21 protein-coding genes are annotated in these 26,198 nt (G+C 65.0%); 3 read left to right on the forward strand and 18 right to left on the reverse strand.

The window, feature by feature from the left end:
• Window positions 1-35: 35 nt before the first annotated feature.
• Window positions 36-791 carry an IclR family transcriptional regulator gene (locus AAHM38_RS04340; protein ID WP_103519180.1) on the reverse strand — a complete coding sequence of 252 codons (756 nt, stop codon included), beginning with the start codon at window positions 789-791 and terminating at the stop codon, window positions 36-38.
• Between the two features lie 139 nt (window positions 792-930).
• Here AAHM38_RS04340 and AAHM38_RS04345 point away from each other — a divergent pair, with 139 nt between their 5' ends.
• Window positions 931-2,115: a fumarylacetoacetate hydrolase family protein gene (locus AAHM38_RS04345; RefSeq protein WP_103519181.1), complete on the forward strand. Its 1,185-nt coding sequence runs from the start codon at window positions 931-933 to the stop codon at window positions 2,113-2,115.
• On the opposite strand, the gene AAHM38_RS04350 is transcribed toward AAHM38_RS04345, so the two are convergent.
• The 5 genes from AAHM38_RS04350 to xylF all read right to left on the reverse strand — a co-directional run bounded on the left by AAHM38_RS04350 (window position 2,106) and on the right by xylF (window position 7,702).
• The gene (locus tag AAHM38_RS04350) at window positions 2,106-3,011 is read right to left on the reverse strand and encodes an SMP-30/gluconolactonase/LRE family protein (protein ID WP_116575265.1); all 906 of its coding nucleotides are present in this window, start codon (window positions 3,009-3,011) and stop codon (window positions 2,106-2,108) included. The two genes, AAHM38_RS04345 and AAHM38_RS04350, sit on opposite strands and share 10 nt — an antisense overlap.
• Window positions 3,008-3,775, reverse strand: a complete 768-nt coding sequence (locus AAHM38_RS04355) for an SDR family NAD(P)-dependent oxidoreductase (RefSeq protein ID WP_103519183.1) — start codon at window positions 3,773-3,775, stop codon at window positions 3,008-3,010. The genes AAHM38_RS04350 and AAHM38_RS04355 overlap by 4 nt, the downstream gene beginning before the upstream one ends.
• 46 nt (window positions 3,776-3,821) lie before the next feature.
• Window positions 3,822-5,024 carry a sugar ABC transporter permease gene (locus tag AAHM38_RS04360; RefSeq protein WP_116575266.1) on the reverse strand — a complete coding sequence of 401 codons (1,203 nt, stop codon included), beginning with the start codon at window positions 5,022-5,024 and terminating at the stop codon, window positions 3,822-3,824.
• Window positions 5,021-6,592, reverse strand: a complete 1,572-nt coding sequence (gene xylG / locus AAHM38_RS04365) for a D-xylose ABC transporter ATP-binding protein (protein ID WP_116575267.1) — start codon at window positions 6,590-6,592, stop codon at window positions 5,021-5,023. The genes AAHM38_RS04360 and xylG overlap by 4 nt, the downstream gene beginning before the upstream one ends.
• Before the next feature lie 81 nt (window positions 6,593-6,673).
• Complete coding sequence (gene xylF, locus AAHM38_RS04370; RefSeq protein ID WP_116575268.1) at window positions 6,674-7,702, reverse strand: D-xylose ABC transporter substrate-binding protein; 1,029 nt, start codon at window positions 7,700-7,702, stop codon at window positions 6,674-6,676.
• A gap of 270 nt (window positions 7,703-7,972) precedes the next feature.
• Here xylF and AAHM38_RS04375 point away from each other — a divergent pair, with 270 nt between their 5' ends.
• Window positions 7,973-9,196 (forward strand): XylR family transcriptional regulator, encoded by a 1,224-nt coding sequence (locus tag AAHM38_RS04375; RefSeq protein WP_116575269.1) that lies wholly within the window; start codon window positions 7,973-7,975, stop codon window positions 9,194-9,196.
• Window positions 9,193-10,275, forward strand: a complete 1,083-nt coding sequence (locus tag AAHM38_RS04380; RefSeq protein ID WP_116575270.1) for an aldose epimerase family protein — start codon at window positions 9,193-9,195, stop codon at window positions 10,273-10,275. Before AAHM38_RS04375 ends, AAHM38_RS04380 begins: the two co-directional genes overlap by 4 nt.
• 27 nt (window positions 10,276-10,302) lie before the next feature.
• Here the strand turns inward: AAHM38_RS04380 and AAHM38_RS04385 are convergent, their stop codons facing one another.
• From AAHM38_RS04385 to AAHM38_RS04440, 12 genes are all read right to left on the reverse strand, one after another.
• Window positions 10,303-11,730, reverse strand: a complete 1,428-nt coding sequence (locus AAHM38_RS04385; protein WP_116575271.1) for a nucleobase:cation symporter-2 family protein — start codon at window positions 11,728-11,730, stop codon at window positions 10,303-10,305.
• Between the two features lie 378 nt (window positions 11,731-12,108).
• Window positions 12,109-12,870: an RNA polymerase sigma factor FliA gene (locus AAHM38_RS04390; RefSeq protein ID WP_116575272.1), complete on the reverse strand. Its 762-nt coding sequence runs from the start codon at window positions 12,868-12,870 to the stop codon at window positions 12,109-12,111.
• A gap of 8 nt (window positions 12,871-12,878) precedes the next feature.
• Window positions 12,879-13,661, reverse strand: a complete 783-nt coding sequence (locus AAHM38_RS04395) for a MinD/ParA family ATP-binding protein (protein WP_039373458.1) — start codon at window positions 13,659-13,661, stop codon at window positions 12,879-12,881.
• A gap of 13 nt (window positions 13,662-13,674) precedes the next feature.
• A complete protein-coding gene (flhF, locus tag AAHM38_RS04400) occupies window positions 13,675-15,570 on the reverse strand; it encodes a flagellar biosynthesis protein FlhF (RefSeq protein WP_116575273.1) in 1,896 nt (631 codons plus the stop codon).
• Window positions 15,567-17,693: a flagellar biosynthesis protein FlhA gene (gene flhA, locus AAHM38_RS04405; protein ID WP_116575274.1), complete on the reverse strand. Its 2,127-nt coding sequence runs from the start codon at window positions 17,691-17,693 to the stop codon at window positions 15,567-15,569. Before flhA ends, flhF begins: the two co-directional genes overlap by 4 nt.
• A 293-nt stretch (window positions 17,694-17,986) precedes the next feature.
• On the reverse strand, window positions 17,987-19,150 hold the full coding sequence (gene flhB, locus AAHM38_RS04410; protein ID WP_004627735.1) for a flagellar biosynthesis protein FlhB: 1,164 nt from the start codon (window positions 19,148-19,150) through the stop codon (window positions 17,987-17,989).
• 196 nt (window positions 19,151-19,346) lie between these two features.
• Entirely contained in the window at window positions 19,347-19,949 is a 603-nt protein-coding gene (locus AAHM38_RS04415) for a nitrous oxide reductase accessory protein NosL (protein ID WP_009240479.1), read from the reverse strand.
• 2 nt (window positions 19,950-19,951) lie between these two features.
• Entirely contained in the window at window positions 19,952-20,482 is a 531-nt protein-coding gene (locus AAHM38_RS04420) for a nitrous oxide reductase accessory protein NosL (RefSeq protein WP_009240478.1), read from the reverse strand.
• On the reverse strand, window positions 20,479-21,303 hold the full coding sequence (locus AAHM38_RS04425; RefSeq protein ID WP_012430157.1) for an ABC transporter permease: 825 nt from the start codon (window positions 21,301-21,303) through the stop codon (window positions 20,479-20,481). The genes AAHM38_RS04420 and AAHM38_RS04425 overlap by 4 nt, the downstream gene beginning before the upstream one ends.
• Window positions 21,300-22,256, reverse strand: coding sequence for an ABC transporter ATP-binding protein (locus tag AAHM38_RS04430; RefSeq protein ID WP_103519191.1), 957 nt, complete (start codon window positions 22,254-22,256; stop codon window positions 21,300-21,302). The genes AAHM38_RS04425 and AAHM38_RS04430 overlap by 4 nt, the downstream gene beginning before the upstream one ends.
• Window positions 22,234-23,529 (reverse strand): nitrous oxide reductase family maturation protein NosD, encoded by a 1,296-nt coding sequence (locus AAHM38_RS04435; protein ID WP_039373655.1) that lies wholly within the window; start codon window positions 23,527-23,529, stop codon window positions 22,234-22,236. Before AAHM38_RS04435 ends, AAHM38_RS04430 begins: the two co-directional genes overlap by 23 nt.
• The gene (locus tag AAHM38_RS04440) at window positions 23,526-26,150 is read right to left on the reverse strand and encodes a NosR/NirI family protein (RefSeq protein ID WP_179817493.1); all 2,625 of its coding nucleotides are present in this window, start codon (window positions 26,148-26,150) and stop codon (window positions 23,526-23,528) included. Before AAHM38_RS04440 ends, AAHM38_RS04435 begins: the two co-directional genes overlap by 4 nt.
• Between the last annotated feature and the right edge of the window lie 48 nt (window positions 26,151-26,198).

Raw genomic sequence — 26,198 nt, forward strand, 5'->3', positions numbered from 1 at the left:
GATCATAGCGGAACCGGCCACGACGCAGCCCGCCGCTATGCCTGCGCGAGCGCGCGGCCGATGCGGTCCGCCATCCCCGCAACACCGACGACGAGGCGTTTCTCCCTGCGGGCGTCCAGTCGGCTGACGGGCACGCTCGAACTCACCGCAACGCGTTTCCCGAGCGGCGTGATGCCCACAAACGCCGCGAAGCAGGCAAGCCCCGCCACCACCTCTTCACGCTCTGTCGCCAGCCCCCGCAGGCGAATGCGCTCAAGCTCGTCGAGCAAATCGGCACGCCGCGTGGTGGTGTGCTCCGTCATGGCGGCAAGACGCGCCGGCAGCAGCGCATACACCGCTTCGTCATCGAGGCTCGCCAGCAGCGCCTTGCCCAGCGCGCAGCAATGTGCCGGCAGGCGCAGACCGACATCCGAGACCAGGCGCACCGGCCGCGGCGCATCTTCCCGCGCGATGTAGACGACTTCCGTGCCGTCAAGCACGGCAAGCTGCACGACTTCGTTGTGCATGGCCACGAAGGCGGCGGATTCGCGCCGGAACGCTGCCAGCAAGCTGTCGTGGCGGAAATAGGCGTTGCCCAGCTCGAACAACGTCAAGCCGATCAGGTAGCCGTCTGCCCGCTTTTCGATCCAGCGACGCCTTTCGAGCGACTCCAGCAGCAGGTACAACGTGCTTCTGGACATGCCCGTCGCCTGCGCCAACGCGGCTGGCCGCAAAGGAGACGTCGCCGCGCAAAGTATCTCCAGCACGTCATGAATGCGCTTGAGCGCTGGCACCTCATAGTCTGTCTTCACTGGAAACCTGCCCTGTTCATGAGTGGCTCGATTGTCCAACAGGTTGGAAATTGCGTCACAGCGTTGGACACCCTGCATCGCCGTCTCTACGATCACGCGGGTTCCCTCGCAACAGGGGTGTCCTACTCACGGAGTGCACATGACCGACATCGCCAACTACTTGCCGCACGATCTTGAGCATGCAACGCTCGTCGGTCGGGTGTGGCGCACAACGGCCAACGGCGAGGGGCCATCCGTCGTGGTGGTACGCAACGGTGTCGTTTTCGATATCACGGAAGCGGTGCGGACCGTGTCGGATCTGTTCGAGCATCCTGACGCACTGGCCGTCGCCCGGCAGGCACCCGGGGAAGACCTGGGCCGCGTCGAAGTGCTCGTCGAACGTTCCTTGGCCGCCGATCGTGCAGGCAACGCGCCCACCCTGCTCGCCCCGAATGATCTGCAGGCGATCAAGGCCTGCGGCGTGACGTTTGCCGTCAGCCTGATCGAGCGAGTGATTGAAGAACAGGCCGGCGGCGACCCGGCCAAGGCCCGCGACGTGCGGGAGTCCATTGTCGGCGTGGTGGGCTCCGATCTCTCGAAGATCAAGCCCGGCTCCGATGCCGCCATGCGGCTCAAGGAAGAACTGCAGCGCCGGGGCGCGTGGTCGCAATACATGGAAGTCGGCATCGGCCCCGATGCGGAAGTGTTTTCCAAATCGCAGCCGATGTCGGCAGTCGGGTTCGGCGCCGATGTGGGCCTGCATCCGGCCTCGCGGTGGAACAACCCCGAGCCGGAAATCGTGCTCGCGGTCAGCAGCGCCGGGCATGTCGTGGGAGCGGCGCTGGGCAACGACGTGAACCTGCGCGACATCGAGGGGCGCTCGGCGCTGCTGCTGGGCAAATGCAAGGACAACAACGGCTCCTGCGCCATCGGCCCGTTTGTGCGCCTGTTTGACGAGCACTTCACGATCGACACGATTCGCACGACGCAGGTATCGCTGCGTGTTGAAGGCGCCGACGACGGCTTCACGCTCGACGGCGTGAGCCACATGAGCGAGATCAGCCGCGACCCGCTCGACCTCGTGGCCCAGACCTGCGGGCCGCACCATCAATACCCGGACGGCTTCATGCTGTTTCTCGGCACGATGTTCTCGCCGATCAAGGACCGCGACGCGCCGGGCGCCGGCTTTACGCACCACCTCGGCGACCGCGTGACGATCAGCGCCCCGCCCCTCGGCGCACTGGTCAACACGGTCCGTCTGTCGACGGAAATCGCGCCGTGGACGTTCGGTGTCCGCGCCCTGTATCGCAACCTCGCGGCACGCGGGCTCGTCCGTCAGGACTGATCGATCATCGCGGCTGAAAAATTCACGGCACATTCCGCGGAAGGCAGACCCTTGACCGGCGCGCGAAACGCAAACAATCCGCCGGCAAGCGGCTGCGCATGCAACGCCTCGTCCGTCAGGCCCTTTCGGGCGGTGGTTGCATAGACCGTCTGCAGGTCATCGCCGCCGAACGCAAGCTTGGTGATGTTGGAACACGGAAAGTCGACACGCCCGATGCATCGGCCGTCGGGCGAGAACCGTTCGATCCGCCCTCCGCCGAACAGCGCGACCCACACGCATCCTTCCTCGTCGACAGCCATGCCGTCCGGGTAGCCGGAGCCGTCGATGTTGGCGAAGACGCGCTTGCGTTCCAGGCTACCGTCGTCGCCAAGGTCGAAGGCATAGACCACACGCTGCAAGGTATCGGTGTGATAGAGCGTGCGGCCGTCCGGGCTCGCGGTCGGGCCATTCGTGATCACGTAGCCCGAATCGCGCACGCTCAGCCCACCATCCGCGCCTACCCGGTAGAGCTGCCCGCTCGGCTCGCGCTCCGCATCGTCCATCGAACCGAACCACAGCGCGCCGCTGCGGTCGACATAACCATCATTGAGACGATTTCCCGGTCTGTCGGTCTCGACCGGCAACACGCGGCTGAAGGTGCCGGTTTCGAAGCTGAACCGATAAAGGCCGCCTTGTACGCCGCAGATCCAGCTGCCGTCAACGCTGGGCAGCGCAAAGCCGATCTGCCCCGGCGCGACCCAGCTGCGCCGCACACCGGTTTCGTGGTCATATCGGTAGACGCGTCTGCTTTTGATATCGACAAAGACGACGCAGCGCGAAGCGGCGTGCCAAACGGCGCCTTCGCCGAGCGTTGCACCTACGCGCCACACGCATTCGGGTATGAGGGGCGCCGTCATCCGCCGTACCATCCGGCATCGACAAAATATTCACGCGCCGTGCACCGCGCGGCATCGTCTGACGCAAGAAACAGCGCCATACGTGCCACATGTTCGGGCTCGACACGCTCATGCAGGCATTGCTCGCCCAGCAGCTTGGCTTCGCTCTCGGGCGATTGCCAGAGCGCCATCTGCCGCGGCGTGCGCACCGCGCCGGGCACGATGCAATTGACGCGAATGCCGAATCCGCCAAGGTCACGCGCAAGGCCGCGCGTGAGGCCCTCGATGCCGGCCTTGGCCGTCATGTAGATGGCGAGGTCCGCCTGGGCAAGGTGCCACGAGATGGACCCAAGGTTCAGGATCACGCCGCGCCCCAGCTTCTTCATGCTGGGCAGCACGGCCTGCGCGCAGAAGAACTGATGGCGCAGGTTCACCTCGATGCGGTTGTCCCAATAGGCCTGGGTCACGGTTCCGATCTGATGGCGGTCATCATTTGCGGCGTTGTTGATCAGGACTTCGATGGGGCCGGCGTCGGCCTCAATGTCCGAGAACGTGGCGTTCAGCACATCGATATCCCGCAAATCGCAGAGGCGGAAGACCGGCGGATGCACGCACTCGCCAAGCGACGCCGCCAGCGCTTCTGACTCCGCACGCGCAATATCCAAAAACGTGACACGCGCGCCCTGTTTGGCAAAGCCTTCGACGATGGCAGCGCCAATGCCGCTACCGCCGCCGGTAATCACAACGTTCTTGTTAACAAGGCTCGGATAAATCGCATAAGACATAAGAGATTCCAGTGACAGCAAAAGAGATAAAGCCTGTAGCGCAGCCTCAGCGGCGGCCCGAGCGCGAGATGACATCGACCCAGACGGCCAGCACGAGGATGCTGCCCTTGACGATCATCTGCCAGTACGCGTCCACGTCGAGCATGGACATGCCGTTGTCGAGGCTCGCCATGACCAGCGCACCGACCAGCGCTCCGTAGACCGTACCCGCACCGCCGCGCATGGACGTGCCGCCGATGAAGCAGGCCGCAATGGCATCCAGTTCGCCCATGGTTCCGGCGGAGGGCGAACCGGCAGCAAGACGCGCCGTATTGACGATGCCGGCAAACGCGCACATCAGGCCCATGAGCCCGAAGATGGCAAGCTTCACGCGATCGGTGTTGATGCCGGACAGGCGCGTGGCCTCGAGGTTTGAACCCACGGAATAGATACGGCGGCCGAAAACCGTCTGGCTGGCGATCCAAGAAAAAATACCGAGCAACGCCAGCACGAGCAGCACGGGCACCGGGATGCCGCCATAGCTGTTGAGCGTGGCGACAAACGCCACGATGACTGCGCCCGCCACAACAAGCTTGGCGGCGTCTTGCCAGAGCGGCGCAACGTCGAGCTCATAGCGGCGATGCTCACGCCGCTGCCGGATCACCACGAAGATCAACAGGCAGAAGATCAGCACCGCCATCAGGTCGCCCACGTGGCGCGGCAGGTAACCCTGGCCGATCAGCACGAAACTGTCCGATACCGGCGCAATCGTCGACCCATGCGTGAGACCCAGCAGAATGCCGCGATACGCCAGCATGCCGCCCAGGCCGACGATGAAGGACGGCACGCCCCGGTAGGTCGACCACCATCCGTTGAACAGGCCCATGGCCACGCCGAGCAGCAGCACCACGGGCACCGTCGCCATGACCGGCCAGCCCAGTCCTTGATCCAGGATGGCCGCCACGCCACCGAGCAAGCCGAGCAACGAACCGACCGATAGATCGATCTCGCCCGCGATGATGACGAACACCATCCCGCAGGCCAGCATCCCCGTGATCGACATCTGGCGCAGCAGGTTGGACAGATTGCGCGGCGAGGTAAAGGCGCCGTTGGTCAGCATCGAAAAGAACAGCCAGATTGCCGCCACGGCGATCAGCAACGCCAGGATCTTGTAGCGTGCGAACAGTTGCCTCAGGCGCTGGCTTGCCTTGAACGTATTGCGCGAATCGCCGACCCCGCCGGCGGCTTGTGGGCTGGTTTGAGAAGTCATGCGTGACCTGCCTGATGGAAAGTGGCTGCGTGCCTGGGTGGGTTCCGGACTGGCTGAATGGCGGCGGTCAGAATGTGTTCCTGCGTCAGTCCGTCGTTCACGAAGTCGCCACGCAGTTCGCCCTCGCCGATCACGAGCACGCGGTCCGAAATGCCAAGCACTTCGGGCAGCTCCGACGAAATCACGATGATGGCCATGCCGCGCTTGGCGAGGTCGCCGATCAGCTTGTAGATTTCGTACTTGGCGCCGACGTCCACGCCGCGGGTCGGCTCATCCAGAATCAGGACGCGCGGCTCCGTGAGCAACATTCGGGTGAGGACCGCCTTCTGCTGATTGCCGCCCGACAGGCTGGCTATGGGAAGCATCGGATGCGCGGCACGCACGGCAAGCCGCCGCATCTCCTTGCGGATCGTGTCGAGTTCGGCCGCGCCGTCAATGCGCCCAAGACGCGCGAAACGCTGCAGGACGGCCAACGTGATGTTGTGCCCCACGCTCATCAGCGAGACGATGCCGTGACGCTTGCGGTCTTCCGGCACCATCGCAATGCCCGCACGAATGGCGTCTAGCGGCGCGCGGATTTTTAGCGGCTTTCCGTCCAGCACCAGCTCCACCTCACTGGCACCTTCGTACGCGCCAAACACCGCCTGCATCAGCTCGGTGCGCCCTGCCCCGACCAATCCCGCCACGCCGAGAATTTCGCCACGCCGCACCGAAAAGGACACATCGTCGACCCGCTTGCGAGCCGGGTTGTTGGCGTCGTAGCAAGTCACATTGCGAGCTTCGAATACAACTTCCCCGATGGGATGGGGCTCGCGCGGAAACAGTTGCGTGATCTCGCGGCCGACCATCTGCGCGATGATGCGGTCGGTCGTCAGATCACGCATCGGCGCGGTCGAAACATGGCGGCCATCGCGGATGACGGTCACGGTGTCGCACACCGCCTCCACCTCATCGAGCTTGTGCGAGATGTAGACGCACGCAATGCCGCGCGCTTTCAGGTCGCGCACGATGTCGAGCAGGATGCGCGTCTCAGCCGCCGTAAGCGACGACGACGGCTCGTCCAGGATCAGCAGCTTGGCGCGCTTGTTGAGCGCCTTGGCGATTTCAATCAACTGCTGATGGCCGCCGCCGTAGTGCATCACGGGCAGCGCCACGTTGATGCCCTGGATGTTCAGGTCGCGCAGCAGCTTGTCGGCGCCCTGGTACATGGCCGCGTAATTCATTCGGCCGCCCGGCAGCGTGATTTCGTTGCCCAGGTAGATGTTTTCGGCCACCGACAATTCCGGCACCAGCATCAGTTCCTGATGGATGATGACGATGCCGGCGCGCTCGGTGTCGCGAATACCGCTCGCGTGCAGCGGCCGCCCCTCCCAAAGGATTTCGCCATCCCAGGTGCCGCTCGGATATACACCGGAAAGCACCTTCATGAGCGTGGACTTTCCGGCGCCGTTCTCGCCGCACAGGCCCACACACTCGCCCGGCCTCACGACCAGGTTGATACCGTCCAGCGCCTTCACACCGTCGAACGTCTTGACGATGCCGCGCATCTGCAACAGTGGTTCAGACATGCCCCGTCCTTGAGGTACGAACGCGGCCGGCGATGCAGCGTTGGCTCATCGCCGGCACAAAGCGGCCCTGGCTGCGGGACCTTACTGGCCGCCGATCTGCGCCTGCGTGTAGAAGCCGTCTTTCACCACCAGGTTGACGTTGTCCTTCGTGAGCTGGGTGGGCTGCAGCAACACCGTGTCGACCTTCTTCTTGCCGTTGTCGTACTGCGAGTTGTATTTCGGCTTGTCACCCTTGGCGAGCGCCACCGAAAGCTGCGCAGCCTCGGTAGCAATCAGCTTGAGCGGCTTGTAGACCGTCATCGTCTGCGTACCGGCAATCACGCGCTTGACGGCGGCAAGGTCGGCATCCTGCCCTGACACCGGCACCTTGCCGGCCAGCTTCTGCGCAGCCAGCGCCTGGATCGCGCCACCGGCCGTGCCGTCGTTGGAGGCGACCACGGCATCGATCTTGTTGTTGTTCGCGGTCAGCGCGTTTTCGACGATACCCAGCGCCGCAGAGGCGCTCCACTCCGGCACCCATTGCGAGCCGACCACCTTGATGTCGCCGCGGTCGATGGCCGGCTGCAGCACCTTCAACTGGCCCTGCCGCAGCATCTTGGCGTTGTTGTCCGTCGGCGCGCCGCCCAGCAGGAAGTAGTTGCCCTTCGGGCGCACGTTGAAGACGCCCTGCGCTTGCAGCTCGCCCACCTTCTCGTTGTCGAACGAAATGTAGGCATCAACGTCGGCATCGAGAATCACACGGTCATACGACACCACCTTGATGCCGGCCTTCTTGGCTTCGGCCACCACGTTGGTCAGCGCCTTGGAGTTGAACGGCACGATGACGATCACGTCGACACCGCGCGAGATCAGGTTCTCGATCTGCGAGATCTGGCGTTGCTCGCTGGCGTCCGCCGATTGCACCGACACCTTGGCACCCAGCTTTTCTGCGGCGGCGACAAAGTAATCGCGGTCGCGCGACCAGCGCTCTACGCGCAGGTCGTCGATACAGAAGCCAATTTCCGGATGCGCCTTGCTGGCGTGCGCCAGCGGCGCGGCCATCGACAGGCTGGCGAGCACTGCACCGCAAAAGGCGGCCCTCAGAACACAACGGCGTTGGTTCGATTTCATGTCTCACTCCATCTTCTTTTGTTGGTGGGTACCGACGTGGCGTCTGCTCCGCCGCAATAGATTTCGGCCGGCTCGACGGCAGTGGCATGGTGCATGCGCCGCCTTGGCACCGGCAATTACGAAATTGCCCAACCGCCCTAACATTTCTTGCCACCCGGCGGGCATCGTCTGACAGCGCCGCACGCAGCCCATAGAATGTGCGGGCGAGCGGCACGCCCCAGCACCGCCGCCATATGGCAAACCCTTGCCACCGCGAGCGCCCAACAGCCCATGCATCGTCAATTGCCCGATCCATCGCAGCACGCGCGGATTCATCGCATTGCGCTGCTGTTCAACGCCAACAAGGTGTACGACCGCGAGATCATCGCGGGCATTGGCGACTACATGCGCTCCACCCGCGTGACGTGGGACTTGTTTCTGGAAGAAGATTTCCGCTGCCGGCTGCCCGGCATCGAGCGCTTTGACGGCGACGGCATCATTGCGGATTTCGACGACCCCGCCGTCGCCGAAGCGCTGCGTGGTTGCCCGCTACCGGTGGTGGCCGTCGGCTCTTCGTATGAAGACCCGGCGCACTACCCGGCAAAGGAGCCGTATGTCGCCACGGACAACGGCAAGCTGGTCGCGCTGGCCTACCGGCACCTGATCGAAGCCGGCCTGCAGCACTTTGCGCTGTACAGCCTGCCCCAGGCGTCGGAAAACCGCTGGGCACAGCAACGCGAACTGGCCTTTACGCGCTTGCGCCGGCAGGACAATCCCGCCGCGCCCGTTGAGCGGGAGATTTACCGGGGCCTATCGACCAGCGCACCGACCTGGCATCAGGCGATCAGCCAGTTGATCGAATGGCTGCGCGGCTTGCCCAAGCCCATCGGCATCATCGCCGTGACGGATGCGCGGGCGCGGCATCTGCTGCAAGCCTGCATGACGGCAGGGTTCGCCGTGCCGGAAGAGATCGCCATCATCGGCATCGACAACGATCCGCTCACGCGCACGCTGAGCCGCATTCCGCTGTCGTCGGTCATTCAGGGCACCGTGGAGATGGGGCGCACCGCCGCACATCTGCTGCACCAGATGCTAGGCGGCGCGCGCCTGGCAGGCCGGCAGATTCTCGTGCCACCCGTGGGCATCAATGTGCTGGCGTCGTCCCGCCATCAGCCGCTTGCCAGCCCGTATGTCATGCGGGCGCGGCACTTCATTCGGCAATACGCCTGCCAAGGGATCAAGACCGAGCAGGTCGCGGACTACGTCGGTATCTCGCGGTCATCGCTCGAAGAACACTTTCGTCGTGAATTGAATTGCACCGTGCACCAGGAAATCCTTCGCCATAAGCTCGACGCAGCCAAGCACATGCTGGCCAGCCGTGATGTCGCCACCGCCGAGGTGGCGGTGCGCTGCGGCTTTACCTCCCCGCAATACATGCATGCCGTATTCCGCCGCGAGCTGGATTGCACGCCGCGCGAATACCAGGAACGCGCCACCATGGAGAGCCAATCATGAGCATCGCGCCCGCGCTGTCCGCACATGCGCCGCTCGACGGCGCCATCTCGTCAGCAACATGGGGGCACTTGCCGGACGGCGAGCCGGTTCGGCTGTTCACGCTGCGCAATGCCTTGGGCATGCGCGTTTCGATCAGCGACCTCGGGGCGACGCTCGTCTCCTGGCAGGCGCCGGACCGCGGCGGGCGTCTGGGCGAAATTCTTCTGAACCATGCGACGCCTGCCGCCTACCTTCAATCTGGGGGCTATCTTGGCGGCTTGATCGGTCGCTGGGCCAACCGGATTGCCGGCGCGCGCTTTACGCTCGACGGCATCGACTACGCGCTCGACCGCAACGAGGGCGGCAACCTGCTGCACGGAGGGGCGAGCGGGTTTCATCGGGCACGATGGGACGCCGACGATCAGGACGGCGCTTTGGTCCTGCGGCTCACGTCTGCGGAAGGCGATGCGGGATTCCCGGGCAATGTCGCCGTGCAGGTTCGCTATGCGCTAGACGACGATGGCACGTTGTCGATCGACTACGAAGCGCGGACCGATGCGCCCACGCCGATCAACCTGACCAGCCACGGGTATTTCAACCTGAGCGGCAAACCCGGCACCGACATCAGGGGCCACATCCTGTCGATCGATGCCGATGCCTATCTGGAAGTCGATGCCAAGCTGATCCCGACACGGGCAGTGAGTGTCGCCGGCACGGCATTCGATTTTCGGCAGGCGGCGCCCATCGGGGCACGGCTGGACTGGCCTAACGCACAGTTGGCGCAGACCGGGGGATTCGACCACTGCTTCGTGCTGCGCAATTCGGCCTCGGACGGTCGTCCGCATGTGCGTCCGGTCGCGCGTCTGTATGAACCCGGCAGCGGCCGCGAGCTGACGGTGCTCACAGACCAACGCGGGCTTCAGTTCTACTCGGGCCACATGCTGGCAGGCACGCACGCGCAACGCAGCGGCTTGTGTCTGGAAGCGAGCGCGTTTCCGAACCAGGTCAACATGCCCGATGCGGAAGCGGTCATGCTGCGCCCGGGCCAGGTCTACCGGCAGCACACCGCATACCGCGTCTCGGTTGCCGGAGAAACCTGAACCGCGTTGAAGCGCGGCGTTGGATGTTCAATGCGCGGCTGCGGCCGCGCCGTGCATGACTTCGTGCGAGCCGCGGATGCCGTTGAACCAGGCGTTCAGCACCACGGCCACCAGCGTGCCCATCACGATGCCGCTGTGGGTGATGGGGCGCATCCAGTCCGGGAAGTGATGGAAGAAGGCCGGCGCCAGCGTCGGCATCATGCCGAAGCCGACCGACACCGCGATGATCAGCAGGTTGTGGCGCTGCTGCTGGAAATCCACCATGCCCAGCATGCGGATACCGGCTGCGGCCACCATGCCGAACATCACGATGCCCGCCCCGCCCAGCACGTATTGCGGCACCGATGCCACCACATACGAGAGCTTCGGAAACAGCCCCAGCACGATCAGCAGCACCCCGCCGGCCGCCGCCACATAGCGCGAGCGCACGCCCGTGATCGACACCAGCCCGATGTTCTGCGAGAACGACGTATGCGGGAACGTGTTGAACACCCCCGCCACCACCGTCGCCAGACCATCGGCACGCAGGCCGTTGGTCAGTTCATTGCGCGAGATCGGCTTGCCCACCACGTGCGCCAGCGCGAGGAACATGCCGGTCGACTCCACCAGCGTGATCACGATCACGATGCACATCGAGATGATGGCCGACAGCTCGAACTTCGGCATGCCGAAGTAGAACGGCGTCACCAGCGTCACCAGGGGTGCGGCGCTCGCGTCGGCGAGCGACACCTTGCCGAACGCCGCCGCCACCAGCGTGCCCGTCACGATACCCAGCAGCACGGCGATATTGCACAGCAGTGCGTTACCGAACTTGGTCAGCAGCAGGATCGTCACCAGCACGAGCGCCGCAATGGCGAGGCCGAACGGATCGCCAAACGCCGGGTTCGGCACCATGTGGCGCACGCCGTCCACCACCTGCGGAATCATCTGCTGGCCGCCCGCAGCCCAGTTGATCCCCACGCTCAGCAGCGAAAAACCGATCAGCATGATGACCGTGCCCGTCACCACGCGCGGGAAGAGGCCGAGCAGCCGCCCCATCAGCGGTGCAACGGCAATGCCGAACACGCCGGAAACGATCGACGCCCCGAAGATGCCGGGCAGCCCCATGCCGGGCTCCACACCGATGGCGATCATCGGGGCAACCGCGGCAAACGTGACGCCCATCATGACCGGCAGGCGGATCCCGAACATCAGGAAACCGAGCGATTGGATCAGCGTGCCGATCCCAGCCGCAAACAGGTCGCAATTGACGAGATAGGAGAGATCGCTCTTTGACAGGCCGAGCGCATTGCCGACAATCAGCGGCACGGCGATCGCCCCGGCGTACATCACCAGCAGGTGTTGCAGCCCCAGCGCGAACAGGCGCGGCAGCGGCAGAAATTCGTTGACGGGATCGGCAGCGGCGCCGGTGATTGTCGACGAAGAGGGCGAGGGTTGGCCGGGGGATTGGCGCATTGTCTGTCTCCTGGGGCCGCCCCCGTGTCAATGCCGGGAGCGTGCTTTAGGCGGATGGCGCGGGTTCCATTCGCCAGCATTCATGCGGCGTGATGCCGCGTATTTGCCGGAATCTTGGAGGGGCGCCATTTTTCTGTCAACAATTACATACGTTTTTTGTGTACATATTTTGCGTTCTGAAACGCATGTGCGCCGTGATCTACCTGTTTCACGCCTCCAAGCGCGCCTCGTAACCGAGGCCCCAAAGAAAAAGCGCGGCCGCGACATGAGTCGCTGACCGCGCAGTAGAAATACCTGGCAGGTAAAGCTGGGACCAAGAGCCGCCATCCAACCCAGTGAAGCAGAGGGTTTTGTTAGCAGCTCTCAGCCGACCTCATATCAGGTCGGCGTCGGCAGCCATGCGCGATCGCGCAGGCGCGAACGGATGCGGGCAATCGCCTGGCTGTGGATCTGGCACACGCGCGATTCCGACACGCCCATCACGGCGCCGATTTCACGCAGGTTCAGATCCTGCTCGTAGTAGAGGCTCATCATGAGCTTTTCGCGCTCGGGCAGTCCCTCGATGGCAGCGACCACCGATTCGCGCAGGTCGTGGTTCAGCAGCTGGTCCAGCGGCGTGGCGTCGTTCTCGGGTGCGCGGTTCTCGATGAAGGCGTCGGCGTCTTCACGGTCGAAATCTTCGTAATACAGCAACTGGCTGCCTTGCAGGTCGACCAGTTGCTTCTGGTATTCGGCCAGCGACATGCCCAGCGCTACGGCAATCTCGGTTTCGGTGGGCGCGCGGCCCTTCTGCTGCTGCAGCTTCTGGATTGCCTGCTCGATCGTGCGCGCGTTGCGGCGCAGGCCGCGCGGCAGCCAATCCGAGCCGCGCAGTTCGTCCAGGATCGCGCCGCGGATACGCTGGGCCGCGTAGAACTCGAACTGCACACCCTGCGTTTCCTCATAGCGCGACAGCGCATCGAGCAAACCCATCATGCCGGCCTGGATCAGGTCGTCCAGCTCAACGCTGGCCGGCAGCTTGACCATCATCTGGTTGGCAATGCGACGCACGAGCGGTGCGTACGTGGCCATCTCGTCGGACTTGGTCTTGCGACCGGTTGCGGTGTACATATCCATGCCTGCCTTTGACGCTTCGTTCATGCTGCGCCTCAATAAACCAATTCGGCCGCGCGTGCGGTGGCGCCGGGTGTCGCTGTCGATGCCGACATTGACGTTGCTTGCGCCGATTCATCTGCCGGCTCCTGAGCCGGTGCCCGCGCCGACATGACCACCCGTGACGGCGCACTGCCATCACCGGCTTGGGCCTCGGCGCTGGCCCAGCTCAACATTTCTTCGGCAAGCTGGCGGAAGGCCATGGCCGAAGGCGATGCGGGAAACGCACTCGCCACGGGCTTGCCGAGCGAGAGCGCGAGTTCTACGTGCCGGTCCTCGGGGAGGTAGCCGGCGAAATCGATCCGGGTGTTCAGGTACTGGCCCACGGTGTTGGCCAGGTTGCCGAACACGCGCACGGCGGAATCCACCGAATGCGCGCCGCATACGACGGTGCGGATGCCTGCGCCGCCTTGCAGCACGGCGGTTTTCTTGAGCAGCGTGTACGCGCTCTTGATGCCTTCCGGGCCATCCGAGAAGGTCAGCAGCACGTCGTCGCACGCTTCGGCCACGGTGCCGAGCGCCCGCGTGCCGAAATGCGCGGCCACCAGCGTCACATCCGCCGTCTCGTCGTGCTGCTCGAGCACACCGGCCATGGCCAGCACGGTCTGCGCGCTCACCACAGCGGTATCGCGGCCCATGCCGGACAGCGCGATGCGCAGGTTGTCGACAAAGTCATCGACCTGCTCTTCCGCGCCGATCACGAGCACGCGGCGGGCAGCGGCATGACCCAGCATGCGCCGCAGCCCTGCGGCTTGATCCTTGGCGAATGGCGTCGTCATGGTCGCCCCCTTGTCAGGCGAAATCGAAAGCGGCCAGGCCGGGTTCGCGGTTGCCTGCGTTGCGTGACACCGCACCCTGGGCCACGAGCAGTGATTCGTCCGAATCCAGCGTGAACGACGACTGCTCCGCACCGGCCCGGAACGAGCGGTGGATCAGCAGCTTCTTGTTCGGCACCGCAATGTCTTCCGGCACTCGCTGGCCGTACGAGACGTAGTGCAGCGGCAGGCGGCGGCGGATCATCACGTCCATCGCGTGGCCCACGGAGGCAGCCTCGTCGATCTTGGTGAGGATGCAGCCGGCCAGGTTGGCGTCGCGGTAGGCACCCACGACTTCATCGAGCGTCTTGCCGTTGCTGGCAGCGTTGAGCAGCAGCAGGCGCTTGATCGACGGGCCCACGGCATGCAGCATCGCCATCTGTTCGGACACGGCGCGGTCGCGCTGGCTCATGCCGATGGTGTCGATCAGCACCACGTGCTTCTCGCGCAGGTCGTTCAGCGCCAGGCTCAGGTCCTGCGCGTCTTTCACGGCATGCACCGAGACGCCCAGAATCTTGCCGTAGATGCGCAGCTGTTCGTGGCCGCCGATCCGGTAGCTGTCGGTTGAGAGCAGTGCCACACGCGATGCGCCATGGCGCAGCACGAAGCGTGCGGCCAGCTTGGCGGTCGTGGTGGTCTTGCCCACGCCGGTCGGGCCCATCAGGGCAAACACGCCGCCCTGGTCGAGCAGGCTGTTCTCGTCCGACACGGTGCTCAGGTTCTTTTCAATCGCACGCTGCACAAAATCCAGCGCGCCTTCGTACGTGTCGTGCTGCGGCATGTTCTCCAGCACGTAGCGCGTGAGCTGTGCCGAGAACCCTGCGTTGAGCATGGTCTGGAACAGGCGCGTACGCACCGGGTCGCCCAGCTTCACGCCCAGCGAGGCCAGGCTCGACATGGCGTCGTTCAGCGTGCTCTTGAGCGTTTCGATCTCGCCGACCATGCGGCGGGTCATCACGTCGGTCTCGGCACGGATGCTTTCCTTCACGTCGGCCTGGAAGGCCGAACGCTGCAGGCTCACGTCATCACGCGGGGCTTCGGGCTTGGCCATCGTGTCCTCCACGCGGACGAAAATGTCGGACGACGTGCCTGCATCGGCTTGCGCATCGATGCGGGCCTTCACAGGCGCTTCGGCCTTCTGCTGTTCTGCACGGAGGTTGCGGGCCTGGGCTTCCACGCGCTCGGCAAAGCTGCGCAGCGTGACCGGGCGCTCGTCCTGTTCGCGACGGGCGGCAAAGCGGGCGGTCGATTCCATCGCCGGCTCGTCGTCTTCCACCGCGGTGCGGCGGGCGATGAACTGGGCGGTGCTGGCCAGGGCCTGCGCCGCGGACTGGGCAACCTCGGCATTGGCGCGGTCGAGCGACAGGCCAGCCAGCATGCGGGTGGACGCTGCCAGCGCATCTTCTTCGCCAAACGCCACGTCGTCGTCCACGCGCGTTTGCAGCGTGCGGCCGGCCGGCTTGGCGGCCTGAGTGACCGGGGCAACCGACGCTGCCGGTGCGTCTTCCTGTGCAGGCGTGCGGCGCGAAGCAATAAAGCGGTTGCGCAGACGGGCCAGCGCGTTGGGTGCAGGGGTCTCGGTTTGCGGGGCTTCTTCAGCAGGTGCCTGAGCGGCCGCCACGGCTGCGGTTGCAGCGGCAATCGGTGCGGGCTCGGGAATCGGAGCCGGAGCCATCGGGCGGCGCTGTGCCGTCTTGGGTGCCGACGACTGCGTATCGACCAGCGCATCCACGTGCGAATCGGATGCCGCGATGATCTCGATGCCGCCGGGAATGGCGCGGTTCGACAGGATCAGAGCGCCATCGCCCAGTTGGTCGCGGACCTTGCGCAACACGTCACGCGACGTCAGTCCGGTAAATCGATGCATTTTCATGCGCGGCCTCCAAGCATGGCGACAACCTTAATCGTTCGGTGATCCGGAATTTCTGCGTGCGACAGCACGCGCAGGCTCGGTGCGGCGCGCTTGAACAGGCGGGCGAGCATCGGGCGCAGTGCGGGCGGCACGAGCAGGACGCCGGTCTGACCCATCTGTTCGTGCTGCCGCGACGAGTCCGCTGCCGCCTGCATGAGCGAGTCGGCCAGTTGCGGTTCGATCGGGCCGGCGTTAGAGCCAACGACGCTTTGCAGCAAGATGTTCTCCAGATTCGGGTCAAGCGTGACGACCTGCATTTCGGTCTTGTTCGGGAAGAGCTGCTGGGCAATCGCCCGGCCCAGCGCCACACGCACGGCGGCGGTGAGTTCGGCGGGGTCTTGCGTCCTGCCTCCGTGCTCCGCCAGCGTCTCGACGATGGTGCGGATATCGCGGATATGCAGGCCTTCGTCCAGCAGGTTCTGCAGCACCTTCTGCACGGTCGCGACGGGCAACAGCTTGGGTACAACGTCTTCGACCAGCTTCGGTGCTTCCTTGCCCAAATGATCGAGCAACTGCTGGACTTCCAAACGGCCGAGAAGCTCGGTGCTATGGGTGTAAATCAACTGATTGACGTGGGTGGCGATGACGGTGCTGCAATCGACCACGGTGTAGCCCTCGGCCTGCGCGCGATCGCGCACATCGGCGGTGATCCACATGGCCGGCAGGCCAAAGGTCGGGTCCACGGTGGGCGTGCCGGGCAGTTGCGTGCCCAGTCGACCACCGAGGCCACCCATGCCGCCATGACCGCCCATGCCATCCTGGCCGCCCGGATTGATGGCCAGGAACTTGCCCTGCTGCACTTCGCCGTGGCCGATTTCCACGCCCTTGAGCGTGATGCGGTACGACGACGGGCCCAGCTCCAGGTTGTCGCGGATGTGCACAACCGGCGCCAGGAAACCCATGTCCTGCGTGAACTTCTTGCGGATGCCCTTGATGCGGCGCAGCAGCTCGCCGTCCTGGCTCTTGTCGACCAGCGGGATCAGGCGGTAGCCGATTTCCAGGCCCAGCACGTCGACCCACGACACGTCGTCCCAGCTCGCCTCGGGCGTATCCACCGGGGCAATCGCCTGCAGCACGGGCTCGACCTCGGGCACTTCGCGCTTCTTCTTGAGGTACCAGCCCAGATAACCCAGACCGCCGCCAAACAGCACGAACGGGATGTGCGGCATGCCCGGCACCAGGCCCAGCAGGCCCAGCACGCCCGCGGTGGTCATCAGCACCATCGGCATGGCAAACAGCTCGCTCGACAGTTGCTGACCGACGTCCTTGTCGGTGGAGACGCGGCTGACCATGATGCCCGCCGCGGTGGAGATCACCAGCGCGGGAATCTGCGCGACCAGGCCGTCACCGATGGTCAGCAGCGTGTAGTTGGTGGCGGCGTGGCCCACGTCCATGCCGTGCTGGAGCACGCCCACGGCCAGGCCGCCGACGATGTTGATCAGCAGGATGGCGATACCCGCCACCGAATCGCCGCGCACGAACTTGCTGGCACCGTCCATGGAGCCGAAGAATTCAGCTTCCTGGGCGATCTCCGTGCGGCGCCTGCGGGCCTCGTCTTCGCGGATGAGGCCGGCGTTCAGGTCGGCGTCGATGGCCATCTGTTTGCCGGGCATCGCATCGAGCGTGAAGCGCGCGCTGACCTCGGCGATACGGCCCGCGCCCTTGCTGATCACCATGAAGTTGATGATCACCAGGATGACGAACAGCACGATGCCGACGGTGTAGTTTCCGCCCACGAGGAAGTGGCCGAACGCCTCGATCACCTTGCCGGCGGCGTCGGGGCCGGTGTGGCCTTCCATCAGCACCACGCGCGTGGACGCCACGTTCAGCGACAGCCGCATCAGCGTGGTGATCAGCAGGATGCTCGGGAACGACGAGAAATCCAGCGGCTTGAGCGTGTGCATGCTGATCAGCAGCACGATGATCGACAGCGCGATGTTGAAGGTGAACAGCAGGTCCAGGATGAACGGCGGCAATGGCAGCACCATCATCGCCAGGATCAGGATGATGAGCACCGGGCCCGCGGCCGAGCGGTAGTCGCCCTTGCGCAGGATGTCGGTGACTCGGAGCAGTGCGGCGTTCATTGGCGGGGCGTGCAGCGGGGGGCTTTTCGATGGATGCCATCTTGCAGGCGGCATCGCCAAATCGAAGAAGCGAGAAAGCCGCCCAAAAGGCGGCTTTTCGTTGAAATACCCTCCCACCGGGGGGTGTGGAAGCGGCCAGTGGCGCCGTTGGGGCGAAATTGCACGCCAAGCGAGACATGCGCGAGCCTCAAACAGCCGTTCGCCGTGCAAAAAGTGTCGAGGGCGAGGCTTTTTGCTCTGCGATCCGAGCTCGGAGCTCGGCGCGTGGAGCTCCTTACTCGGCGGGCGGCACTTTATGCGTCTTCGGGCTCGTCGTCCGGGCCGGGCTGTGGCCCCGGGTCCAACTCGGCAGGCACCGGCAGGTCGGTCGGGCGCACCGGCACTCGGCCGCCTACCTGATGCAGGCGGCGCAACTGGTAGACATAGGCGAGCACTTCGGCCACGGCGGCGTATAGCGCCTCGGGAATCTGGTGGCCGATCTCGGTGTGGCGGTACAGCGCCCGGGCCAGCGGGGGCGCTTCCAGAATGGGAATCTTGTGCTCCGTGCCCAGCTCGCGGATCTTGGCCGCCACCATGTCGGCGCCCTTGGCCAGCACGCGCGGCGCGCCGCCTTCCTTTTCGGAATAGCGCAGCGCCACGGCGTAGTGCGTCGGGTTGGTGACGATCACATCGGCCTTGGGCACGTCGGCCATCATCCGGCGCTGGGCGGCCTGGCGCTGCAGGTTGCGGATGCGGCCCTTGACGTGCGGATCGCCTTCGGACTCGCGGTGCTCCTTGCGCACTTCTTCCTTGGTCATGCGGTGCTTGCGCGCGTATTGCCACAACGACAGCGGCACATCCACGGCCGCCACCAGCATCATCACCGCTGCCATGCAGAGGAAGGCCACGCCGGCCACGTGCAGGGTGTCGCGCATGGCAACGCCCAGGTCCTGCTGCGGGAGTTCGATCAGATCACCGCGGTAATACCGGACCAGCAGCCAGCCCACACCGGCAATCAGGAACAGCTTGATCAGCAGGCGGGGCAGCTCCATCAGCCCCTCCAGCGAGAACATGCGCGTCAGCCCCTGCAGCTTGAACAGGCGCGAAATGTCGGGGGACAGCGGCTTGAACGAGATGGCCCCGCGCGTGAGCGCCAACGGCGACAGCGCGGCAATCACCAGCATCAGCATCAGCCCGCCCAGGGCCATGGCCAGCGGCATGAACTGGCCGGTCACGTAGTTCCACTGGTCCTGCCCGCTGGTGTAGTTGTAGCGGTGGAACTCCAGGCAGCGCGCCAGAAACGCCGATGCGGCGCGCACGATCGAGTCGCCCATCACCCACAAACCGCCCGCGGACACTGCCGTGAGGGCGAACGAAGCCAGTTCCCGTGATCTGGGAACGTCGCCTTCCTCGCGCGCCTGCTCGAGGCGCCTCGGAGAGGCTGGTTCGGTTTTTTCGAGATCGCTTTCTTCGGACATGCCGGCGTGCGAGGGGGGGGTGGGCGGGACATGCCGGCAGGTTGGCCGGCCGTCGCATTATCCAAGGCCGCACCTCCTGTCGAAGCGCAGAAAAACCAGCTTCCGGGCCGGCTTATCGACAGATGGCCGCCAAGCACCACGCCAGCATGGCCCGCACGGTGCAATCTGCGTCGCCCCGCAACCAGACGGGAACGCGCTAGGTGTGCCGACCTGCCGGATGGGGCTGCGAGGGTTCCAACGCCCGGAGGCGTTCTGCGGTAATGCCGGCGGAGCCCGTGACTGATCCGCCGTGGCGCGTAATGAAATCGCGCGCATCCGTGTGATTCCGGAAGGCAGGGAGATTGCCCCTGCGCATTGGCCCCGGCACGTCGGACCCCCACACGTAGACGGCCTGCAGCGCGGCAATCCAGCGCCCGTCGCCAACTGCACGCACGTAGGCGGCGGCAATGTCGGCCGATTTCCGGCCGGCGGCGTAGCGCGGCAGGTTGCGCAAGTAAATGAACAGGCTCAATGGCGAGTCGAAGAAGTACGCGTCGCCATCGGCAAAGATGACCTGGGCTGCCCAATCCGGCGCGCGCGACGGAAACGCGCCGCAGACCGGGCAGCGTGCGTTGGGCGGGATGGCGCGCGGCGCATCGGGCGCCGTGCCCGAGCGCGGGTCATAGGGCGTTGGCGCCGCAACGAAGCAGATTTCGGTGGGAATCTCTGGCTCCACCCGGCGGCTCGCATACACGCCATACCACCAGAGCGAGGCCGCCAGCAAAGCGACTGTCATCCAGCCCGATCGACGCAGCCGCATGGCTACATCCGCCCGTCGTGCAGCGCGCCACCGCTGAGGTCCACCATGTCTGGCGTCACTTCGGCGTAGCGCAGCAGCTTGCCACCGTCGCGGGCAATGAACGCGCGGGCATCGGCTTCCAGCCGGAAGCTCGCGACCGTCGGCCCCATCGAGCCGCGGCGCCGGCTGCCGAACACGTAATAGCCGGTCTTGGCGTCAAACCAGTGGCCACGAGGATGCTCCCAGTCGGCCTGGCCCATGTCCTGCACGAGCGCCGCCCGGATTTCCCGCGCCTGCTCCGGCTTGAGCAGTGTGTTGAACATTTCCACCGTATCGCAGCACCAGTGCGGCGTCGCGTCGCCCTGGTAATAGAGCTGCGCCTTGGGCCCTGGATAATCCGCCACCAGCATGCCGTCCAGATCGCAGGTGGTCGCCGCGTCGGCTTCAGCGGGGACAAGGGTGGCTTCGGCCTGCCGGCCACAGGCAGCCAGACCAATCAGGGCGGCCGATCCGGCCAGGGCAGCCGCCAGCAGGCGGCGACGATCCGGGTTCATGCGCGGAATCTCCAGGCGGCCAGTGCCAGCGGCGCGGCAATCCAAGCCAGCATCGCCGCGCCCATCGCCCACGGGTTGCCCAGGGCAGGCGGCACGATGCTGACGAGGCCATGCAAGCCCCGCAGCTGGTCCAGCGAAAACACGTTGAGGATGCGAAAAATATCGGTGGGATTGAGCAGCAGCAGATATGCCAGCGCCTGGCCGCCAAAGCTGCCGCCGGTGGCGACGAGCAGGCCGAGCAGCAACAGGTCGAATATCAGCACGAAGCCAAACCACAGCGCGATGGCGGCGCCCGAAGCACGCGTGCGCTCACGGCTGACGACAGAGACGAACAGCGCCAGGCTCAGAAAGACCAGCCCCAGCAGCACCGAACTCAGCACGAAGCCAGCCGCCTGATACAGCCCCGCCGAGCCGAACTGGTGCCACAGGAGCACGGCCATCAGCGCGAAGCCACCCAACGTCGACAGGGTGAGCGCTGCGGCGAGCCCGAGGTATTTGCCCAGCAGCAGTTCCACACGCGTCAGCGGGAGGGCCAGCAGCAGATCGAGCGAGCCGCGCTCGCGCTCGCCGACAACGGCGTCGAACCCAAGCAACAGCGCAATCAGCGGGATCAGGTAGATGACGAGGCTGACCAAGCTGGTAATGACGAACTCGATGGAACGCGGCCCGAGCGTGCCCTGCTCGGCGCCGCCAAAATAGCTGATCACGAGCGAGAACACGGCGAAGACGACGGCCACCGCGAGCACCCATCGGTTGCGCAGGCGATCGCGCAGTTCTTTGGCCGCGACGGCGGCCACTTGCCGATATTCGATGCCGATCATGCGGCCTCCGTTTGCCTGAGGCCAAAGAACACGTCTTCGAGCGACGGTTCGTGGATCTGCAGATCGAGCAGGCGCCCGCCCAGCGGCTGCAGTGCCTGAAGTGCGTCCATCTTGAGCGAGCGGCTGCAGCGCAGCATCACCTCGTGCTCGGCCTGCCCGTCGACGATCTCTGCGCCGTGTGCGCGCAAGGGCGCGAGTAGCGCCCACAGTGCGCCACGCGCGCCGGCCTCGACCCGCAAGGCCAGCGTCAGGGGCAGATCGGCCTGTGCGCGCAGTGCAGCGACACTGCCAAGCGCAAGGACACGGCCGTCGGCCAGGATGGCAAGGCGGTCGATGCGCTGCTGCAGCTCGGCCAGGATGTGCGACGTGATCAGGATCGTGACGCCCTGCTCGCGCAGTGCCTGCAGCGTGGCGTAGAAGTCGTGGATTGCCGCCGGATCGAGGCCGTTGGTCGGCTCATCCAGAAAAAGCACGCGTGGCGCACCCAACAGCGCCTGCGCAAACCCGAGGCGCTGCCGCATCCCCTTTGAATACGCCCGCACGGGTTGGTCGACCGCACCCGCCAGCCCGACGCGGGCAAGCAGCGACGCGCAATCGGCTGCCGGCGCGCCCTTGAGCCTGGCGAAAAACCGCAAGGTCTCCAACCCGCTCAGGTTGTCGTATAGAACGAGGTTCTCGGGCAGGTAGCCGATCTGCCTGCGCGCGGCGCGGAATGCAGCCCCACGCACCGATGCCCCGGCCACGCGGATGCTGCCGGCGGTTGCCGGAATCAGCCCAAGCATCATCTTGAACAGCGTGCTCTTGCCGGCACCGTTGTGCCCGATCAGGCCGAACAGTTCGCCGTAGCCGACGTCCAGGTCAACGCCGTCGACGGCGCGCACGGCACCATAGTGTTTGCAGACGCCGCGCAGCGAAATGGCGGCAGTCTCGTCAACGTGAAGGGGATCTGTCACGCCAGGTGCTCCAATGTGGGTTCGCGGGTTGCATGCGCGGATACGCGTCCACCACGCTCGGCACACGCAGGATCGGAAACTGCCGGCTGACGAATCTAAGTGCCTGCACCGCCGGGCTCGCCAACAGCAGTTGCACGCCGGGGTGGCGCCAGATCAGCCGGTCGACAACGTCGTTGGCCTCGTAGGGCACATCGCCGATGCCATCGCCATCGCGGTCCCAGCCCAGGTAGTCGCTCCAGAAGTTGCCCTGCGCGCGCTCGGTGGACGTGCGTGCCCCCCATGCCTCGTCACGCGCGCCCACGTAGCGGACTTGCTCTCGGTTGCCGATGAAGTCGTTGCCTTGCACGACGTTGCGTGTCGAACCTGCCGACAGGTGTACGCCCACCTGGTTGCCGACGATGAGGTTGCCGCGCAGTTGCGTGTATTCCACGTCGTAGATGAAGAAGCCGCGGTCGTTGTCGGCCACCACGTTGTTCTCCACCACCGAGTCCTGCAACGTGCGCAGCATGATCCCGTGGTCGGCATTGCCCCAGGTGCGGTTGTTGCGCACGATCTGGTCGCGCACCTCCATCAAGGCCAGGCCGCCCCGGTTGGCATAGCTGTCGTTGTCCTCCCACAGGTTGTAGTAGGAGTTCATGTAGTGCGTGCCATAGCGGCTGTGGTGGAGCCGATTGCCTTTGAAAACGGCGTGGTGCGACACGTCCACGTAAAGCGCATCCCGTACGAAGCTGATGTTGTTGCCGATGATGCGCGCGCCTTGTGTGTTGTACAGCTCCACGCCATTGCCGCGCTGCGCCGAGTTGTAGTCACGCTTGCCGGTGATGGTGTTGGCCTCGATGCGCACGTCGTTGGCTTTCTCGATCCACAGGCCGAACAGGTTGTAGGTCAGCTCACACTGGCGCACTACGGCGCGATGCGCGCCGGGCAGGATGTTGATGCCTGCGTTCTGCTCTTTCAGGCTGTCGCCCGAATCGCGAACGATCAGGCCCTCGATCACGACGTCCGGTGCGCCGATGCGGATCGTGTCGCCGCGCTGGCCGCCGCTGAGCGTGGGACGATCGAGTCCGCGCAGCGTCAGAGGCTTGTTGACGATGAGGTTGCCGGTATACATGCCGCGCTCGATCTCAAGCACATCGCCCGGATGTGCTGCGTCGATGGCTGCTTGCAGCGACTGCCCCGCCGCAACGCGCACCGTGGTGGCCGCCGATGCGTGAGCGCCCTGCACAGCCGCAAGCGAGCCGCAGACAACGAGCAACACCGGCAGCCACCTCATACCTGCAGCCACCCCAGCGCTTTCAGGGTCAGGAACAGCATGGCGCCAATCAGCAGATTCTTGAAGCCGACGTAGCTCAGCATGTCCATGACGGTTGCGCGCCGATAATTGGCTTGCCACCACGGGCCATCCTTGACGTAGCGACGGCCGGCAAGGCGGATCAGCACTTCATACAGGCTCCAGCCGAACCACCATGCGATGACCGCGCCCGACGACAGGTGGCCCGTCGCCGCCAGGATCCATGCCACGCTCGCTGCCAGCGCAAGCGAAGCCCCCGCGATCTGCAGGCCGCGCGCCGACCTCCACCCGTTGCTGCTCCACGGCCAGAGGTGATCGCGCAATTCCAACATCAGCCAGCGCAGGCCACGCGCACCTTCGCGTCCGGTCGGCACCACGCGGTCGGTCGGCATGCGCGGGTCGGGGCCTTGCGCCACCCGCGGGTTCATGGGCACCGGCACCGGCTGGATGGGAATGAAGTAGCCGTCCTTGCCGATGGGCGTGATCTCCAGCCCATCGCGCTCGCGCCGCTTGCGCTCCTTGGCCAGCGGCGGGCAGCCCTTGACGTCGGTGTACAGCACCATGCAATCGAGGCAGTGCAGGCATTCGCGATGGTCGATACGGCCGTCCGCGTCGATCGCCAAAGACCCGCAACCGACGGCGCAGGCCTTGCAACTGTTGCAGTCTTGCTTGCGGCGCAGGCCAAACCAGCGGAACGTGCTCGGCATGGCAAGCGCGGCACCCAGCGGGCAGATGTACTTGCAGTACGGGCGCTCGACAAACAGCGAGATCCCGAGCAGCGTGCAGACGAACAGCCCGTAGGGCCACGCGCGGTGGCTGATGCCGACCAGGAATGTCGTCTTGAACGGTTCCACCTCGGCAAGCTTTTCTGCCAGCCCCATCGAGAACACCGACACCGTCAACAACCCGAAGAAGATCGCGTACTTGAGCCACTTCAGCTTGTCGTGCCAGGCACGCGGCAGATGACGCTGCCAGCGTTTGAGGCCGAGCCGTCCGCCAATCTTGTAGAGCGCTTCCGACAGCGAGCCGAACGGGCACAGCCATCCGCAGAACAGCCCTCGCCCAAAGAGGAACACCGTCAGGATGATGAAGATCCAGAAGCAGAAGATGAACGGATCCGTCAGGAACAGGGACCACGTCCACTGGAACAGCAGCGAGTGGAACCATGTCAGCACTTGCGTGATCGACGGCTGCGCCATCGCACCAAAACCAACGAAGCCGATGCTCAGTGCCCAGGCGGTGTACTTGAAGGCGTTCACCGGCCACTTGTTCTTGTGCGTCGAACGGCGCGTCAGACGCTCACGCAGCGCATACACCACGCCCACCGAAACGAGCAGCACGATGAAGAGCGCGATCTGCGGCGCGCGCGTACGCCAGACCCGCCGCCAGGGGGCCTCCGGCTCGTCGATATGCGGGTGCCCGCCCTGCAGCAGCGTTTCGGGCAACCAGTACGGGGCATCGAACGTAACGAAGCTGCGCGTGCCGGTCGCCCGATCGACGCGGTTGCCCAGGAAGGACAGCTTCCACGGATACGCCGCCGAAAACGCTGGCGAGCGCACCACGAAGATGGCCGATTCCGTGTAGGCCGGCGCGCCAGGGGCTGCCAGGCCATAGAGGTTCAGGTAGTCCGAATCGCGGAAGGTAAAGGACTCCGCGCCTTGCTTGATCTGGATGCGGTCATAGATGCCGCCGCGCACGAAGCCCGACCCCTTGAACGACGCCGCGCCCGCGGTGCGGATGACGAAGATCGCATGCTCGTTCTGCTTGAGTTGAGCGTGCAGGTCGTTCCAGACGGATTGGCCGAGCAGGCTCGCACCCAGGTCGGGATGATTGAGATCACCGAACCACAGTTCAATGAACGGTTCCGGCGCGCGTTCGAGCCCAAGCTGTTCGGGGCGGATCAGCAAGCGCTGCACGCTGCCCTGCTTGACGAGTTCTGCCCAGCTTGCACGCTGCCCGGTCTGCGCATAGCGCGCGGGCTCATGGCGCGTTGGCGCCAGAATGCCAACCTGACGCGCCACGGAAGATGTGGCTGTGGCCAGCACCTGGTTCTGCGCAATCACGGTCACGGTGGCGCCCGAGATCGCATCGACGCCAAGCACACCCTCGTCTGGCCGTGACTGACCGACTTCGATCTTGTCCTTGACCGACTTGCCGATGTACTGCTTGTTGAAGTTCAGCAGCGCAGATTCGGGAATCCCCAGCAGCAGGATCGGCTCGGAATGCTTCAGGACCTTGATGCCGACATAGCGACCTTGCCGGTCCATGCCGATCAGCGTGACCACGGGCTTGCCCGAATAGGCCGGGATGTCCGTGATGTCGGTGGACAGCATCACGTAGCCCAGCAGCGCCGCCTTACCGCCTTGCGCTGCGCCATAGGCTTCCACATAAGGCGGTTGCCCCATGCGTTCGGAAAAACGCACCGCGCCGGGAAACACGTCGGCGCAAGGTACGAGCGCGCACAGGTCCTTGGCCTCGGCCAGATTGGCGGGCAACTCGGCTTCGTAGGCGCCGCGACCGGCCTGCGCCGGTTGCACGCCCACCAACAGCATCAGGAGGAACACGGCGACCCACGCCGCGAACCCTTGTTTTCGGGATGGCATCTTGGAGTTCATCGGCACGCGCGGGCCCGCACGGGGCACGCGCGCCTC

The organism is Ralstonia sp. OTU4908 (assembly GCF_038440115.1).
GTDB lineage: Bacteria > Pseudomonadota > Gammaproteobacteria > Burkholderiales > Burkholderiaceae > Ralstonia > Ralstonia pickettii.

Excerpts from the sequence above, each read along its gene's own strand:
- AAHM38_RS04355 (WP_103519183.1), bottom strand. The coding sequence starts at position 3,775 with ATGTCTTATGCGATTTATCCGAGCCTTGTTAACAAGAACGTTGTGATT.
- AAHM38_RS04435 (WP_039373655.1), bottom strand. The coding sequence starts at position 23,529 with ATGAGGTGGCTGCCGGTGTTGCTCGTTGTCTGCGGCTCGCTTGCGGCT.
- AAHM38_RS04345 (WP_103519181.1), top strand. The coding sequence starts at position 931 with ATGACCGACATCGCCAACTACTTGCCGCACGATCTTGAGCATGCAACG.
- AAHM38_RS04380 (WP_116575270.1), top strand. The coding sequence starts at position 9,193 with ATGAGCATCGCGCCCGCGCTGTCCGCACATGCGCCGCTCGACGGCGCC.
- AAHM38_RS04440 (WP_179817493.1), bottom strand. The coding sequence starts at position 26,150 with ATGCCATCCCGAAAACAAGGGTTCGCGGCGTGGGTCGCCGTGTTCCTC.
- AAHM38_RS04350 (WP_116575265.1), bottom strand. The coding sequence starts at position 3,011 with ATGACGGCGCCCCTCATACCCGAATGCGTGTGGCGCGTAGGTGCAACG.
- flhA (WP_116575274.1), bottom strand. The coding sequence starts at position 17,693 with ATGAACGCCGCACTGCTCCGAGTCACCGACATCCTGCGCAAGGGCGAC.
- AAHM38_RS04360 (WP_116575266.1), bottom strand. The coding sequence starts at position 5,024 with ATGACTTCTCAAACCAGCCCACAAGCCGCCGGCGGGGTCGGCGATTCG.
- flhF (WP_116575273.1), bottom strand. The coding sequence starts at position 15,570 with ATGAAAATGCATCGATTTACCGGACTGACGTCGCGTGACGTGTTGCGC.
- AAHM38_RS04390 (WP_116575272.1), bottom strand. The coding sequence starts at position 12,870 with ATGAACGAAGCGTCAAAGGCAGGCATGGATATGTACACCGCAACCGGT.
- AAHM38_RS04415 (WP_009240479.1), bottom strand. The coding sequence starts at position 19,949 with ATGCGGCTGCGTCGATCGGGCTGGATGACAGTCGCTTTGCTGGCGGCC.
- xylG (WP_116575267.1), bottom strand. The coding sequence starts at position 6,592 with ATGTCTGAACCACTGTTGCAGATGCGCGGCATCGTCAAGACGTTCGAC.
- flhB (WP_004627735.1), bottom strand. The coding sequence starts at position 19,150 with ATGTCCGAAGAAAGCGATCTCGAAAAAACCGAACCAGCCTCTCCGAGG.
- AAHM38_RS04420 (WP_009240478.1), bottom strand. The coding sequence starts at position 20,482 with ATGAACCCGGATCGTCGCCGCCTGCTGGCGGCTGCCCTGGCCGGATCG.
- AAHM38_RS04375 (WP_116575269.1), top strand. The coding sequence starts at position 7,973 with ATGCATCGTCAATTGCCCGATCCATCGCAGCACGCGCGGATTCATCGC.
- AAHM38_RS04425 (WP_012430157.1), bottom strand. The coding sequence starts at position 21,303 with ATGATCGGCATCGAATATCGGCAAGTGGCCGCCGTCGCGGCCAAAGAA.
- AAHM38_RS04395 (WP_039373458.1), bottom strand. The coding sequence starts at position 13,661 with ATGACGACGCCATTCGCCAAGGATCAAGCCGCAGGGCTGCGGCGCATG.
- AAHM38_RS04385 (WP_116575271.1), bottom strand. The coding sequence starts at position 11,730 with ATGCGCCAATCCCCCGGCCAACCCTCGCCCTCTTCGTCGACAATCACC.
- xylF (WP_116575268.1), bottom strand. The coding sequence starts at position 7,702 with ATGAAATCGAACCAACGCCGTTGTGTTCTGAGGGCCGCCTTTTGCGGT.